Source organism: Sutcliffiella sp. NC1 (genome assembly GCF_027594365.1).
Lineage (GTDB): Bacteria > Bacillota > Bacilli > Bacillales > Bacillaceae_I > Sutcliffiella > Sutcliffiella cohnii.
The window spans coordinates 351770-366798 of record NZ_CP115153.1 but is presented as its reverse complement, the minus strand read 5'-3'; the positions used below and the strand labels follow the sequence as shown (position 1 = coordinate 366798).

At 38.5% G+C, this 15029-nt stretch carries 10 protein-coding genes; 2 read left to right on the top strand and 8 right to left on the bottom strand.

Features of this window, described 5'->3' with window-relative positions:
• Positions 1-1488, top strand: a complete 1488-nt coding sequence (gene putP / locus O1A01_RS01910) for a sodium/proline symporter PutP (RefSeq protein ID WP_066416090.1) — start codon at positions 1-3, stop codon at positions 1486-1488.
• A gap of 1634 nt (positions 1489-3122) precedes the next feature.
• On the opposite strand, the gene pruA is transcribed toward putP, so the two are convergent.
• The 5 genes from pruA to O1A01_RS01885 all read right to left on the bottom strand — a co-directional run bounded on the left by pruA (position 3123) and on the right by O1A01_RS01885 (position 11128).
• Complete coding sequence (gene pruA, locus O1A01_RS01905) at positions 3123-4670, bottom strand: L-glutamate gamma-semialdehyde dehydrogenase (RefSeq protein WP_270065436.1); 1548 nt, start codon at positions 4668-4670, stop codon at positions 3123-3125.
• Positions 4671-4915: 245 nt separating this feature from the next.
• Positions 4916-6085, bottom strand: a complete 1170-nt coding sequence (locus O1A01_RS01900) for a CamS family sex pheromone protein (protein ID WP_270065435.1) — start codon at positions 6083-6085, stop codon at positions 4916-4918.
• Between the two features lie 15 nt (positions 6086-6100).
• On the bottom strand, positions 6101-8104 hold the full coding sequence (gene ligA / locus O1A01_RS01895; protein WP_066417238.1) for an NAD-dependent DNA ligase LigA: 2004 nt from the start codon (positions 8102-8104) through the stop codon (positions 6101-6103).
• A gap of 18 nt (positions 8105-8122) precedes the next feature.
• Positions 8123-10375, bottom strand: coding sequence for a DNA helicase PcrA (gene pcrA, locus O1A01_RS01890; RefSeq protein WP_270065434.1), 2253 nt, complete (start codon positions 10373-10375; stop codon positions 8123-8125).
• A gap of 66 nt (positions 10376-10441) precedes the next feature.
• Entirely contained in the window at positions 10442-11128 is a 687-nt protein-coding gene (locus O1A01_RS01885) for a heptaprenylglyceryl phosphate synthase (RefSeq protein ID WP_066417240.1), read from the bottom strand.
• Positions 11129-11482: 354 nt separating this feature from the next.
• On the opposite strand from O1A01_RS01885, the gene O1A01_RS01880 reads away from it, so the two are divergent.
• Positions 11483-11650 (top strand): hypothetical protein, encoded by a 168-nt coding sequence (locus O1A01_RS01880; RefSeq protein ID WP_157076665.1) that lies wholly within the window; start codon positions 11483-11485, stop codon positions 11648-11650.
• A 103-nt stretch (positions 11651-11753) separates the two neighbouring features.
• Here the strand turns inward: O1A01_RS01880 and O1A01_RS01875 are convergent, their stop codons facing one another.
• Genes O1A01_RS01875 through O1A01_RS01865 form a run of 3 tightly spaced genes read right to left on the bottom strand, consistent with a single transcriptional unit; the run spans position 11754 to position 14883 of the window.
• A complete protein-coding gene (locus tag O1A01_RS01875) occupies positions 11754-12059 on the bottom strand; it encodes a YerC/YecD family TrpR-related protein (RefSeq protein WP_066417246.1) in 306 nt (101 codons plus the stop codon).
• Between the two features lie 15 nt (positions 12060-12074).
• Positions 12075-13097: a DUF3048 domain-containing protein gene (locus tag O1A01_RS01870; protein WP_066417319.1), complete on the bottom strand. Its 1023-nt coding sequence runs from the start codon at positions 13095-13097 to the stop codon at positions 12075-12077.
• Between the two features lie 40 nt (positions 13098-13137).
• Positions 13138-14883, bottom strand: coding sequence for an adenine deaminase C-terminal domain-containing protein (locus O1A01_RS01865; protein ID WP_270065433.1), 1746 nt, complete (start codon positions 14881-14883; stop codon positions 13138-13140).
• Positions 14884-15029 lie beyond the last annotated feature (146 nt).

Below are 15029 nucleotides of genomic sequence, written 5' to 3'. Positions count from 1 at the left end.
ATGGAAACAGGTACAATTATTTCGTTAGCGCTCTATTTTATTGTAATGATTGCTATCGGGGTGTATGCCTACCGGAAATCAACAAATGATTTAGCCGGCTATATGCTTGGTGGAAGAAAGCTTGGTCCTGGTGTTACAGCTTTATCCGCTGGAGCATCTGACATGAGTGGCTGGATGCTCATGGGATTACCTGGCGCCCTTTATGCATCCGGAATATCTAGCATGTGGATTGCAATTGGTTTAACAATCGGTGCGTATGTCAATTATTTAATTGTAGCACCACGTCTTCGTTCTTATACTTATATCGCGAATGACTCTATTACAATACCAGACTTCTTCGAAAACCGATTCGGAGATCAAACGAGAATTCTTAGAATCGTTTCAGCAATTGTTATCATTATTTTCTTTACACTTTATACTTCATCCGGTTTAGTTGCTGGTGGAACATTATTTGAAACGGCTTTTAAGATGGATTACAGTGTTGGATTATTTGTGACAGCCCTAGTAGTTGTAGCCTACACGTTTATCGGGGGATTTCTAGCAGTTAGTTTAACAGACTTCGTTCAAGGTACTATTATGTTTATCGCTTTAATACTAGTACCAATTGTCGCACTAACAAGTGTTGGAGGAACAGCAACAACAATCGATACCATCCAAAGTATTGACCCTAACTTAATGAACTTATTTACCGGAACAACCGTCTTAGGTATCATTTCTTTACTTGCATGGGGGCTTGGATATTTCGGACAGCCACATATTATCGTCCGTTTTATGGCCATCCGATCCATCAAAGAGTTAAAGCCAGCACGCCGTATCGGGATCGGCTGGATGATTATTACGTTAATTGGTGCAATGGCAACAGGCTTAGTTGGAATTGCCTATGTTTCACAAAATAACTTGCAAATTGGAAACTCCGAAACAATTTTTATTGTATTATCACAAACACTCTTTCATCCTTTTGTAGGTGGATTTTTATTAGCTGCTATTTTAGCCGCGATTATGAGTACTATATCTTCGCAGCTGTTAGTAACTTCTAGTGCTTTAACGGAAGATTTTTACAAAACGTTTTTACGTCGTACTGCGTCTGATAAAGAATTAGTAATGGCTGGTCGCCTATCGGTTGTAATCGTTGCCATCGTTGCTATATTTTTATCTTATACACCAAATGATACTATCTTAAATTTAGTAGGTAATGCATGGGCTGGTTTTGGTGCAGCATTTGGCCCTGTTGTTCTATTAAGTTTATATTGGAAACGAATGACTCGTTGGGGAGCATTAGCAGGAATGTTAACCGGGGCAATTACGGTGCTATTCTGGATTAATTCTTCTATTGAAGTGAATGGTTTAGTTTTAAGCAAATGGATGTATGAAATTATCCCTGGTTTTCTATTAAGTACGATTGCTATTATTGTAGTTAGCTTACTCACTAAACTTCCTAGCGAAAAAATTCAAGGACAGTTTGAGGAAATGAAAAAATCATTAGAATAAAGATTGTCGGGTCAGAGCTAGCTCTGACTCTTTTTTTGTGTTGTATGAACGATTTTGTGCGTCCCTTGAACAAGCTACAGGCGGCACATAAAACGAGTGTAATCCACATAAATTGTTCGGTAACCCACATATGTGAGCGGGTAATGCACAGAAACTTCGGAGGGAGCATTGAACGAGCTACTGGCCGCACATAAAACGATTGTTAACCCACATAAATTGTTCGGTAACCCACAGAAACGAATGGATAATGCACAGAAACTTCGGTGGGAGCATTGAACGAGCTACTGGTCGCACATAAAACGATTGTTAACCCACATAAATTGTTCGGTAACCCACAGAAACGAATGGATAATGCACAGAAACTTCGGTGGGAGCATTGAACGAGCTACTGGTCGCACATAAAACGATTGTTAACCCACATAAATTGTTCGGTAACCCACAGAAACGAATGGATAATGCACAAAAACTTCGGTGGGAGCATTGAACGAGCTACTGGTCGCACATAAAACGATTGTTAACCCACATAAATTGTTCGGTAATCCACAGAAACGAATGGATAATGCACAGAAACTTCGGTGGGAGTCTTGAACAAGCTACTGGGGACACATAAATCCAAAAGATAACCCACAGAAAGGAGCGGTTTATATACATAAACTTCGGAGTGCTTTGAAACTGACTTTTCCAATCATCTTCCGGAACACATTCCGGGCTATGTTGAACAGAAATCGCGGCAAATTGAACAGAAAACTGCCGCATACGGAACACATTCGATGAAACGGACTTTTCCAAGCATCTACTTGAACACATTCTGGGCTATGTTGAACAGAAACCGCGGCAAATTGAACAGAAACCGCCGGATACCGATCACATTCGATGAAACGGACTTTTCCAAGCATCCTCCGGAACACATTCTCGGCGATGTTAATCACAAATCGCAACATGTTGAACAGAAACCGCCGGATACCGATCACATTCGATGAAACGGACTTTTCCAAGCATCCTCTGGAACACATTCTCGGCGATGTTGATCACAAATCGCAACATGTTGAACAGAAACCGCGACAAATTAAACAGAAACCGCCGGATACCGATCACATTCGATGAAACGGACTTTTCCAAGCATCCTCTGGAACACATTCTCGGCGATGTTGATCACAAATCGCAACATGTTGAACAGAAACCGCGACAAATTAAACAGAAACCGCCGGATACCGATCACATTCGATGAAACGGACTTTTCCAAGCATCCTCTGGAACACATTCTCGGCGATGTTGATCACAAATCGCAACATGTTGAACAGAAACCGCGACAAATTAAACAGAAACCGCCGGATACCGATCACATTCGATGAAACGGACTTTTCCAAGCATCCTCTGGAACACATTCTCGGCGATGTTGATCACAAATCGCAACATGTTGAACAGAAACCGCGACAAATTAAACAGAAACCGCCGGATACCGATCACATTCGATGAAACGGACTTTTCCAATCATCTTCTGGAACACATTCTCGGCGATGTTGAACAAAAACCGCTAGATACGTAACAGATAGGGCTTGCTCTCCCTCTCCTCTCCACCCCCAAACATCACAAAAACACCTCCCTGCAAATAGCAGAGAGGTGTCGTATTAAGCTTATAGCATTTCTGAAGTTGTTTTAGCTTGCATGTGAAGAAGTAGGTAGTCTGGGCCACCTGCTTTAGAGTCTGTTCCTGACATGTTGAAGCCACCGAATGGTTGGTATCCAACGATTGCACCAGTACAGCCACGGTTGAAGTAAAGGTTACCAACGTGGAAGTCTTCACGTGCCTTTTCAATATGGTCACGGTTGTTAGTGATAACTGCTCCCGTTAAACCGTATTCTGTGTTGTTCGCAATTTCAAGCGCATGATCGAAATCTTTTGCTTTTGCAAATGCTACAACTGGTCCGAAGATTTCTTCTTGCATTAAACGAGCTTTCGGATCAACATCGGCAATGATCGTTGGTTGTACGAAGAATCCAGTCGAGCTGTCTCCTTCTCCACCAGCCATTAAACGTCCTTCTTCTTTACCGATTTCTACATAGCTCATAATTTTATCAAATGCTGCTTGGTCGATAACAGGACCCATAAAGTTAGATTGGTCTGTAGGATTACCAACTTTTAATTCTTTCGTTAACTCAACAGCACGAGCTAAAACTTGATCATATACATCTTCAACGATTACTGCACGTGAACATGCAGAACATTTTTGTCCAGAGAATCCGAATGCAGATTTAACGATAGCTTGAGCTGCTAGTTCTAGGTCGCCTTCTTTATCGACAACCATTGTATCTTTTCCACCCATTTCTGCGATTACACGCTTTAACCAAATTTGGCCTGGGTTTACTTTGGAAGCACGCTCGTATATACGTAAACCTACATCACGAGAACCTGTGAACGAAATGAAACGTGTACGTGGGTGGTCTACTAAGTAGTCCCCAACTTCCGCACCGCTACCAGGTATGAAGTTTAATACTCCTGCAGGAAGTCCTGCTTCTTCCATTACTTCTACAAACTTAGCTGCCACGATTGGCGTAGTAGATGCTGGTTTTAATAGAACTGTATTACCAGATACGATAGCTGCTACTGCTGTACCAGCCATAATTGCGAATGGGAAGTTCCAAGGAGAAATAATAACTCCTACTCCAAGAGGAATATATCCGTAACGGTTATATTCGCCTGGGCGACTTTCCACTGGCATGCCGTCTTTAATTTTTAACATTTGACGAGCGTAATATTCTAAGAAATCGATTGCTTCTGCTGTATCCGCATCTGCCTCATTCCACGGCTTACCTGCTTCTTTTGTTAAAAGTGCAGAAAATTCATGTTTACGACGACGAATGATAGCAGCCGCACGGAATAAAATATCCGCTCTCATTTCTGGCTTTGTTTTGCGCCAAGTATTAAATGTTTCATCAGCAATTTGCATTGCCTTTTCCGCCAGCTCTTGGTTAGCTTTTGAAACGCGACCAATTACTTCTTCTTTATTCGCAGGGTTTACGGAAACGATTTTATCTTCTGTCGTAACACGCTCTCCGCCAATTACTAAATCATAATCTTGTCCTAAGTAAGATTCCACCAATTTTAAGCCTTCTAAGTAGGCTTTCTTATTTTCCTCTTGCGTGAAATCTGTAAATGGTTCATGTTTGTAAGGTAATACCATTACATTCGCCTCCTATCCATTATAAGCGCTTGCACTTTTCCATTCTAACCTATAAATTAAAAGCTTTCAAATGTTGTTATTTATTAAACTAGTAAAAAAATAATAGAAATTGCGACTTACTGAATTTTTATTATGTAAGCGTTTTGCCAAATACTAATTTTATAGGAAAATCATTTCTCTCTTCTTTATATATATGCACTTTCGTATTATAAAAAAAAGTAGCTAGCATGATGCCATGCCGCTACTTAGTAAATGTGAACAAACGGTTCCTCCGCACCAGCATCTCTAACAATTAATGCTTCTGCTCCGTTTATTGATTCTACTGTTAGTTCTAGATTAATATGAGGTGGGAAATGTTCTAATAGTAATCCCGTTACATATTGTGTAAATCCAATCAATTCTGCTTTTCCGTAAAACTCCATAAATACATTAATTTCAAATTTTTGAATATCCCCGTCCATGTAGTGACCATACCCTACAATTCCTGTATGGTTCGGAAAGAATTCATCTACATCTGTTTTGAAGTTTTGGAACCTCATTGCATCGTCACGATAAAATTCCATTGCGTCGCTTGAAGGGAACAAATGATATTCCTCATTTATCGCTTCCCATCTCGCTGTTGAGCTATTTCCACGATCTACTGTACTTTTTGTAATAAACGTTCCAGGTACGATTGAATTGTGCTCACTCTGTTTGTACAATCCTACTACAATTGGGATTTGCTCCAACCCCTGTATATTTCGAATTCTACTAACAATTTCATTTGCCATTCTTTTTCCTTCTTCTTCAAGAACAGCATCGGGAATATCGTATGTTCTTGCTAACGGAATTCCTTGGTGTTCGTCCGTATATTCATGTACAGAATTTAACGCTAACCCGATAGAAATTCCGCCTAGCTCAACTTTCCCATCATCTTTGCGAACTAAATAGTTTTGCTCTAGTACATGGGCTAAAATGATTGGGCTATTTTCGTTTGTTTCTTTCGTATCCTTTCCCTCGATCCAAGGAGGATTTAAACCTAAGTTTGCTTCATCTCCTTGTTCTTCCATCTGAGCAGGAGTTAATTCTCGACGCAACCAGCTACTAATCGTGCTTCGGGAAATGTATTGGCCTTCTTGGTATAAATATTGAGCTGACGGAAATGTACCTTGGGAAAGTCTCATTAACCCTAGTTCAAATTCATCAACGTCCATTCTACTGCTTAACCGTGGCACTGTTTGCCCGCGTGTTTCCCCTGGTTTAAACGGAAGAATCGTCTGATAAAAGTCATCCGATATTTTATATCTTGGTACGATTGCTCGTTCCGTATCTTCTTGTTGTGGATCTTGAATTACTTCTTCTTGTTTCTCAAAGCTAGGAATACATCCGCTAGTTAGAAGAGAAACAACAAGGAGAACTGGTAAGTATCTCCTCACATTCAACACCTCTTATTATTGTATTTCTTGAACCAATCTTGCCTCATCCCATACTTCAATACCGAGCTCTTGAGCTTTCGTTAGTTTAGAGCCTGCTTCCTCTCCAGCTACGACTAGATCTGTCTTTTTACTTACACTTCCTGTCACTTTTCCACCTAATCGCTCAATTGCTGCTTTTGCATCATTTCTTGATAATGCTTCTAGTTTACCAGTTAAAACGACTGTTTTACCAGCAAAAACCGAATCTACTTCTTCTTCATTTACTGGCATTGCACCTTTATATTCCATATTTACGCCAAGTTCTTTTAATTCTTGAATTACTTCTAGTACTTCTGGCTGCTCAAAATAAGTAACAACGGAATCAGCCATTTTATCGCCTATTTCATAAATCGCCACTAACTCTTCTTTCGATGCTTTCATCATTGAATCTATATGAGGAAAATGTTGAGCTATCGTCTTCGCTGCCTTTGCACCAACAAGACGGATGCCTAAGCCAAACACTAGTCGTTCTAACGAATTATTTTTGGACGCTTCAATCGCTTTTATTAAATTATCCGCTGACTTCTCGCCCATTCGTTCTAATGCTATAAGTTGTTCTTTCGTTAACTTGTAAAGATCGGCCACATCTTCAATTAATTTTTCAGAAAAAAGCTGGGCAATTACTTTTTCACCGAGTCCATCAATATTCATCGCATTTCTTGAAACAAAGTGTATTAAGCCTTCTCTAATTTGGGCAGGACATTTCGGATTAATGCATCGTAGTGCGACTTCTCCTTCTATTCGCACTAACTCACTGTTACACTCTGGACAATGAGTTGGCATTTGGAAATCCACTTCCTCCCCTGTCCGCCGGTCTGTCAATACATTCACAACTTCGGGGATAATATCTCCCGCTTTTTTTACGACCACATAATCACCGAGCTTAATATCTTTCTCTCTAATTAAGTCTTCATTATGTAATGATGCACGTTGTACCGTTGTTCCCGCAACTTTAACGGGCTCTAAAATAGCGGTAGGGGTTATAACACCCGTTCTTCCTACGCTAAGCTCAATGTCGATTAATTTCGTCGAGACTTCTTCTGCAGGAAACTTATACGCGATAGCCCAACGTGGACTTTTCGCTGTAAATCCTAATTCCTCCTGCTGGTCCAAACTATCTACCTTAATGACGATGCCATCTATATCATACGAAAGCTCTGGTCGTTTTGTATGCCATCCTAGAACAAATTCAACTACTTCTTCTATCGTATTGCACACTTTACGTTCTTTATTTGTTTTAAATCCTAGCTTTTCTAAATATTGAAGGGCCTCACTATGAGACGTAACACCGAGTTCTTCTGGATTTACTAGACTGTAAACAAAAATGTCTAAATTACGTTGGGCAGCAATTTTTGGATCTAACTGGCGAAGGGACCCTGCTGCTGCATTTCTTGGGTTTGCAAACGGTTCTTCTTCTCTTTCCAGCCTGTCTTCATTTAGTTTTACAAATGATTTTTTCGGCATGAACGCTTCACCACGTACTTCTAACGTTACGTTTTCTTTTAAGCGTAACGGTATCGAGCGAATCGTTTTTAAGTTAGCAGTAATGTCTTCACCTGTCGTCCCATCTCCACGTGTTGCTCCTTGGACGAACACCCCATCTTCATAACGAAGGGAAACCGCTAATCCGTCAATTTTCATTTCGACTACATAACGGACGTTTTCCCCTACGGCTTGCTTCACACGGCGATCAAAGCTTCGTAAATCATCTTCATTAAACGCATTTCCAAGTGATAACATCGGAACGCGATGCTCCACTTTGGAGAACATGTCTAACACCGCTCCCCCAACTCTCTGTGTAGGAGAGTCAGGGCTTTGGAGTTCAGGATATTGTTGTTCTAACTGTTTTAACTCCGTTATGAGGGAATCGTATTCAGCATCTGAAACAGACGGCTTATCTATTACATGATATTCATAATTATATTGGTTTAATATATTATGAAGCTCTTTTACTCGCGCTTCTGCTTGTTGTATGTTCATACTTTACGCCCTTTCGTTCTAAACTTTCGTAACTGGAGCAAATTTAGCTAACAGTCGTTTTATTCCTACTGGACTAGGAAAAGCAATATCAAGTTCCTTATCTTCTCCTTCACCTTTCACACTAACGACTGTTCCAATTCCCCATTTTTTATGTTCTGCCTTATCGCCAACATTCCAACCAAGTTGATCTCCACCAGTGCTCGTTAATGCTCTCGAAGGTACTGTTACGTTGCGCTGTGGTGTTGGGGTAGGTGTTTGTCTACCGAACGGTCGAGGTGAACCTCCGCCTCCAAATGGTGTTGTTGCTTGTTTGTTCGCTTCTACTAAATTATCTACTAATTCTTCTGGAATTTCCTTAATGAATCGCGATGGGGGATTCATGTTCGTACGGCCAAATAACGTTCTCATTTGGGCACTAGTCATATAGAGTTCTTGTTCTGCCCTTGTAATTCCAACGTACGCTAAACGACGCTCTTCTTCCATTTCCACTTCTTCAAAAAGAGAGCGACTATGTGGGAATACTCCTTCTTCTAACCCAATTAAAAAGACAACTGGGAACTCTAATCCTTTTGCTGCATGAAGTGTCATTAGAATGACTGTTTCTAACTCTTCTCCTGTTTCCTCATCTAATTTATCAATATCCGCAACTAATGCTAAATCGGTAAGGAAGGCAATCAATGTTTTGTCGTCATTTTTATCTTCAAAGTTTTTCGTAACAGACAGAAACTCGTCAATGTTCTCTAAGCGGCTTTGAGCTTCTATTGTTTTTTCTTGCTTTAACATATCACGGTAACCTGATTTAGTTAGTATTTCCTCAACTAATTCTGTTACTGATAAGTATTCTTGCATTTGCGTATAATTATCAATAAGATTACGGAATTCTTTTAGGGATGCTGTAGCTCGTCCACTTACTCCAATTAAATCAACATCACGTATCGCTTCATAAATAGAAATATCATGCTGTGTTGCATATGCTGCTACTTTTTCTAACGAAGTCGCTCCAATTCCACGTTTTGGTACGTTTACGATTCGAGTTAAACTAATATCATCATCTGGATTAGAGATAAGACGAAGATAGGCAAGAATATCTTTAATTTCTTTTCTGTCATAGAACTTTGTGCCACCGACAATCTGGTAGTTAATATTAGATTTAAGTAACACTTCCTCCATTACACGGGATTGTGCGTTCGTACGATACAGTATGGCAAAATCCGAAAGTGTGCGAGAAGGATCATTTTGCATAATTTCTTTTATTTTCCCAACAACGAACTGGGCTTCTGCATTTTCTGTGTCAGCTTTATAGTAAACAATTTTTTGGCCTTCATTATTCTCTGTCCATAAGTTTTTCGGTTTTCTGTTAAAGTTATTAGAAATAACATGGTTTGCGGCTTGTAAAATTCGCTTTGTAGAACGATAGTTTTGTTCTAACAAAATCATTTCTGCATTCGGGTAATCTTTTTCAAAATTTAAGATGTTCGTAATATCCGCTCCACGCCAACGGTAAATAGATTGATCCGAATCACCTACAACACAAACATTTTTTAAACGTGCTCCGATTAATTTTACTAGTTTATATTGTGCATGGTTCGTATCTTGGTACTCATCGACATGAACGTATTGAAACTTGCGTTGATAAAATTCTAGCACTTCTGGTACACGTTCAAATAAGTGAATCGTCGTCATAATAAGGTCATCAAAATCTAAAGCTTGGTTTTTTCTTAATCTTTTTTGATAGCCTGTGTACACTTTACTAACTATTTCTTCATACGGCCCTAACGGTTGTTTCGCAAATTGCTCAGGACTCATCAGTTCGTTTTTCGCTGAACTAATCGCGCCAAGCATCGAACGCGCTTCATATTTTTTCGTATCAATATTTAATTCTTTTAATACGTTTTTTATGACAGAAAGTTGATCAGTAGTATCTAAAATAGAAAAGTTTCGATTAATTCCTATGCGGTCGATGTCACGGCGTAAAATTCTTACACACATCGAGTGAAATGTCGAAATCCAAATTTCATCCGCTACTGAACCTACAATTTTAGAAATACGCTCTTTCATTTCACGTGCTGCTTTATTTGTAAACGTAATCGCGAGTATATTCCATGGCGGAACTTCCTTTTCTGCCATTAAATACGCAATACGGTGAGTCAACACTCTCGTTTTACCACTACCAGCTCCGGCCATAATTAAAAGAGGCCCGTCTGTTTTCCTTACTGCCTCTTGCTGCATCGGATTTAATCCATCTAACAATTTTTGACTTAAATATTGCATACTTCCACCACCCTATCAAACGTTTGTTCTCTTTTAATATCATACTATAAAAAAGGTCATTTTTCCTCAACCTTTTATTGCTTTTACTGTTTTTAGTGCTTCTTTTAAATTTTGATATATTATATTTCCTACTACTACTGTATCTGCATATGCAGCCATTTTGCGAGATTTTTCTTCACTATCAATGCCTCCGCCGTAAAAAAGCTGTGTATGTTCAAGAGCTTCTTTTACGTTTTTGACCAATTGTACATCTCCATACGTTCCACTATATTCTAAATAAAATATCGGAAGGTTAAACATCTTTTCTGCAAGCGTAGCATAAGCGATACAATCTTCTAGGTTTAAGTTTGTATTTGCCCCTGTTAGTTTCGCTGCTTTACAATCACTATTTAAAATGACGTACCCTTCTGTAATCATTTCATCCCAATTAATAATGTGACCATATTCTTTCGTCGCCTCTTTATGAAGACCAACGACCCAGTCTGTATTGTTACTATTTAAAACGGTTGGAATAAAATAATAATCAAAGCCAGGTGTGACTGATTCTATATTTGATACTTCTAACACACACGGTACGGAATATCTACGAACCCGGCTCATTAGCGCTAACACATTATCTAACGTGACTCCGTCAGTACCGCCGATCATAATAGCATCTGTCCCTGATTCACAAACTTGCAATAAAGCTTCATCATCTATCTCTTTATTTGGATCTAATTTAAAAACGTGTCGCCATTCACGTATATTGTACATAACTATTTTTTCCTCCATTTTTAATTCCATTTTCCATTATAGCAAAATGTAGTAGCTACTAAAAAGATATAAAGGAACGATGGAAAAAGTTTGCTCAAATTATTAGTTTTTCTCTCTATTAAATTAAGTAGATTTCAATAAGCTTCAACAAAAGAAGAATGCGCATAGCCTTTTATAAGGAATTTGAATCAATTTTCAAAATAGGAATTCAATGTTTACATCTTTCTTATCACCATACATATAAATATGAAGGAATAAAGGAATGAAGGATTAACGCTATTCCAAGTTTCGTTTTTTTTGAATGGGGTAAAAGAAAGATACGTAGCAAAAACGGTGAATAGGAGGGATTAAGATATGCCAGTATGGGCTTGGCTTCTAATAGGTTTCCTCGCACTACTTGTTTTTGGTGCAATCGTTGACTATTCCAATAAGCGAAAGCGAAAAGGGATGCATAATAGAGCAGAAACTGATGTTGACGATTTAAAAACAAAGCAACAAAGAGATATGAACCATTTTCTATAATGTGAATGAATTGGGTCCGTAAGATGGGGGGTACGACTCCTACAGGTAAGTATATATAAACAAAAAGAGCGTATTCATCCTATGATAATACGCTCTTTTTCATTTACTTTTCTGCTTTATCTCCATACAATCTCTCTAACGCCATTTCGTAAGCGTCATTGCCATAGTTTAAGCAACGTTTTACACGAGAAATAGTTGCAGTACTTGCACCTGTTTCTGTTTCAATTTTATGATACGTAAACCCTTCTCGGAGCATTCTCGCTACTTCCATACGCTGTGCTAACGATTGTATTTCGTTCACTGTACATAAATCATCAAAGAAACGATAGCATTCCTCTTTATCTTTTAACGTCAAAATGGATTCAAATAGTTGATCTAACTCTTTACCACGCAATTTATTTATTTGCATTTTCATTTACTCCTTCTATTCAAAATGAACAGCACCTAGCGACGGGACAATATTAATCCACGTTTTACCAGGAACGAAACTTATTGGTTGATCATTAGTAAATGGAATAATACGACCTTCTACCGCTTTCCATTCTACTTCATTACGGACACCCGCTTGCACTAAAACCGCTTTACCGCCAGAGGATAAGTCAATGTCTCTTCGTCCTTTATCATCAATAACAGCATGACTTGCCTCCACAATAAATATGTTGTGTGCAACGATGTCTTCGAGCGTTTCTAAATCGGTCGTTTTTTCTCCACCACTATACCTAACGTAATGTTGTTTTTCCGTATTAAATATATATTCAACATGTGTTGCTTGTCTAGAAGAATAGTCAATTTTCACTTGTGCTGTTTCTTCACCTGTAACACTATCACTTCCAGTAAAGGAAAGAGGTGTAATCTCTTTTTCTATATTAAAATGCAATTGATCGGCACCTTTTTTAATATTGTCATACGTAATATAGGAATTATGAGGCGCTTTTCTGAAACTAGCACGTTTGAATAATGAACCATCATAAAATAATCCGTTAATGCCATCAATTGCTCCTGCTTCAATTCTTTCTTTAGCAGCTGGACTCCATCCGTGAAAGACGAACAATGATTGGTACCCGTTGGCTAAATCAATGAAATAATCTCTTGCACTACGAACCGGGCCTACTACTTCGGGCATCTCACTTTGATATATTGCTATTAGACGAGTAATATCCCCTTCGGCAAGTACTTCGTATACAATATCCGCTTTATGCAATCCAGATTGTGGCCTTGCTTTAATGTCATTATTAATGATAACCGCAATCGGTCGATCATTTTTTACTTCTTCATATCCAACTCCAGTTAATGGCGCTGGAATTCCGATTGTTTCAGATTCCTCCACTATCTCTTCCTTCGGCTCTTCTATGTTTTGTACTGGTGGTTCTTCTTGAACTACTTCCTTCGATTCACAACCAACTAAAATGAATAGAAAAGCCGAAACTAGTAAGCATAATTTTTTTATCACAACGAACACACCTTTTCCTTTTTCTCACTTTAACATTTTAACGCATTATTGACGGAAAAAGTACTGTTTTATTCATTACATCGTAGATTCCTCTTGGTGTAATACGAATATAAGGTAAATGAGTGGACGATAAAAATAGTAAAGTATAAATTGGATCAGTAAAAGAATAACCTCTTGCAAATAGTTCAGACCTCATATTTTCCTCTTCAACTATAAGCTCTTCTAAATTCTTTTGGGACATTACACCATCTAACGGTAGAGGAATTTCTGTTATTACTTCTCCGTTTTCCACGAGCACCATTCCGCCGCCGAGTTCTTTCATTCGACTAAATGCTACGATCATATCGTTTTTATTCTTCCCGATAATAACAATATCACCAGTATTAGAATAAGAACTTACTAACCCACCTATACCTCTATCAAAACCTTGAATAATCGTATTTATTCTCCACTTGCCATGGCGGTCCATCAGCATTAAAAATGACTGATCGTCGTCTATTGCTAGCTCTTCTCCTGATACGTCCACTAGAACAGAATACGGTTTTAATATTACATCGTTTACCATTGATAATCCAAGTGCCATAGAGAATTGTAAATCATCCATACATAAGTCCCAATCTAGGTTCAACTTCGATAAACCTAACATATCCCAATTTACTTGTGCAAACGCACTTTCTACTAGTTTTCCTTCTTTTTTGACCCATTTTCCATTTGCCAAAACTGCTATAGGAGTTGGATTATTTATATCTGTTAAAATATTTAAGTTAGCAATGCGTCCTGTTGAAGCGCTTCCATGAATATGCTCCACTTTAAAATGTTTGGCCGCATTAAACGAAGCCATTTTATACGCATTGATAGGATCTATCCCTTGCTCTAAAGCGATTGCAATTAATCGATTAATAATTCCACCTTGGTAAAAGCTCGGCGGTGAACCATCTGTCGTAAAAAACGCCTGATCGTAGTAATGAAAGTCCGATTGCTCCAACTCTTCTAAAATAGTTGGTAAATCCGGGCGAATAGAGGAGTACCTTAACGGTGTTGTGTACCCTTGTAATATTCGTTTTTTCACATCACTTCCGGTCATCGCTTCATGGTCACTATCTACCCCAAGTAACTTCATTTTTACTAATGTTTTTTCTGATGCACCTGGCAAATGCCCTTCAATCGGCTTATTTCTTCTTTTCGCTTCTTGCATCCAATGAAGAATAATGTCATCTCCCGCTACTACTTTCGGCCAACATGTTAGTTCTCCACCTTGTATAACCGTTTCATGATCTAGCCAGCTTTTTATATTACTTGTTGTAAAAACCTCTTCTTCATTTCGAATTTCTGTTTGTGCATCAAACCGGCACCACCAGTACATTGTAACAGGGCTTTTTTTCATTTCATCCAAAAAAGTAAACGCTTTCCTTTTTGTCAAATGTAAAGCTAGCATTAAATTATCATTTACAATTGTAGTTGTTCCAGATTGAGATGCATATTGTGCAAAAGAATGGGGATTATATAACTGAAATGGGTGCACATGCGGTTCGATATATCCAGGAACGATAAAAAATGAAGAACAGTCGACTATTTCCGTTCCTTTCGTTTCGGAAGGAAGCTCATCACCTACATATACAATTCGATCTTCATAAACCCATATATTTGCCTTTAACCACGCGTTAACATGCACATTTAAATATGTAGCGTTTTGAAGAACAATTGTAGGCGGTATATCGCCATTTATGACAGAAACATGTTCACGTAGTTTTTTACTTTTCCATCTATATTGAAAATTAGCCATGCTGACCCCTCACTTACTAAAGGTATATTACAGTGTAAAGTACATGTTATGTACAAAATTATTGTAATATAACCACTTTTCCTAATCGTACCATATTCTATTGCCTTTCGCATTATAGAATAAGCATTTTTCTAAATTTTTTAACA